The organism is Paraclostridium sp. MRS3W1 (assembly GCF_032465715.1).
GTDB lineage: Bacteria > Bacillota > Clostridia > Peptostreptococcales > Peptostreptococcaceae > Paraclostridium > Paraclostridium dentum.
In genome coordinates, this window is the sequence record NZ_JAWDJM010000187.1 from 1 (window position 1) to 1689 (window position 1689).

Here is a 1689-nt window from a genome sequence, read left to right on the forward strand (position 1 = left end):
ATATAGTATAATATAATAACAAAGACGAAGAACTGAGGTGCTAATATATGAACAACATTATAAATAAGACATCAATAATATGTACAATGTTAATGGTTACAGTTAGCATGCTTTCAGGGTGCTCATCAAATGAAAGTATTACTGATAATAATATAAATAAAAAAATAGAATCTGAGAGTGTAAACATTGATATAAATGAAAAAAATGCTAAAGTATTGAAAATAGGTAAAACAGAAATAATAAATGAAAGCAAAAGTGGAAATAGTGAAGAACTTAATCTTATAGATACAAAAACTAAAGTTACAAATATAAGTGACTTTAATATTCGAAATATAGAACTAACATTTAGAGAGTATGATAAAGAAAACACTGCATTGGCAAAAACAGAAGCTTTATGCAAAATCACATTAAAACCAAATGAAAGTGCATATATACAAGCTGCACATAAAAAGTATACTAAAGACATTAAAGTTACGGGATACTCATATAACTTAGGAAATAAACTTGTAAGTGTAGATTTAGAAACTAATAAAATGGATATATCAACTACGAGAGAGAGAATTGTAAAAGATGCAAAATATGATATATTAGGAATATCTAAACCAGAGCTTGTAAGTGAGGTTAATGGTGGATATAGCTCTAAAATTACAATAAAAAATATTTCAGATAAAGATATAGGTAGTGTAGTTTTAGAAGTTGCAGAATTAAACGATGAAAATGAGTACACTAATGTAACTTACTTAGATTCATATGAAGTAATAAAAAAATCTCAAGATGTAAGTTTAAGTTCAGTACACTCTAATGATGCAAAGAAACTAGAGGTAATAGGATATATTTACGATGATGTAAAAGACAATACAACAGTTGAAGTAAATTTAAAATTAAATGAAGTAATATTATTAAAATAAAAAAATTAATAATTTGTATTGAAAATTGATTGCATATGTACTATAATATTTATTAAATAGAATAAAGAATATAGCTAAGAAGGAAAATAGTAAAAAGCAAGTTTGTATTCAGAGAGTGAGTGGTTGGTGAGAACTCATTACAATGGTTTTTGAATCCATTCCGGAGCTACTAGTCCGAAATAATAGTAAGATTAGTCGTAAACCTACGTTACAGGACTGAGGAGGTTTATATTTTTATAAAATATAAACAACTAGGGTGGCAACGCGGATAACAAGACTTTCGTCCCTTTTTTAAGGGTACGAGGGTCTTTTTTTATTACTTAGCTATAATTAATTACAGTAATAACTAAAACATATTAATTGAAACAAGTATAATATTGCAATAAAATGTAAAATTGGGTACATTTATACAACTATATTCTACCATGGAAGATAAAGAAAGTATACTAAAATATGCAAATATAATATTATAAAAATAATTAAAATTAAAAAGTCAAAAAAGCTTAATTCCTGAAAAAATAGATTTGATTAAAAAATATAAAAATATTGAAACAGGATTACTTGTTGTACCCAAAATAGATGTTAAAAAAATTATTGCAAAAAAATGCAATTGAAAGAGATTAAATATGTTAATTAGTAAATAAAATTGTGATTAGTTTATAAAAAGATTTATAAAAAATTTTTACAAGTAAATAATAAAAGGGATGAATATAATAAAGTAATAAACAAATATATGTATAGGTTAAATAATATTATTTTAAGGAGAGGGTAATAATGAAAG

The 1689-nt window shown here is 24.5% G+C and carries 1 protein-coding gene and 1 other annotated feature; the gene reads left to right on the forward strand.

Going from position 1 to position 1689, the window contains the following annotated elements:
- Positions 1-47 precede the first annotated feature (47 nt).
- On the forward strand, positions 48-908 hold the full coding sequence (locus RWY47_RS15960; RefSeq protein WP_021431346.1) for a hypothetical protein: 861 nt from the start codon (positions 48-50) through the stop codon (positions 906-908).
- A 67-nt stretch (positions 909-975) separates the two neighbouring features.
- Positions 976-1199 (forward strand) — a binding site (T-box leader).
- Positions 1200-1689 lie beyond the last annotated feature (490 nt).

Bases quoted from the DNA above. Each gene is read 5' to 3' on its own strand.
- RWY47_RS15960 (WP_021431346.1), top strand. From the start codon at position 48: ATGAACAACATTATAAATAAGACATCAATAATATGTACAATGTTAATG.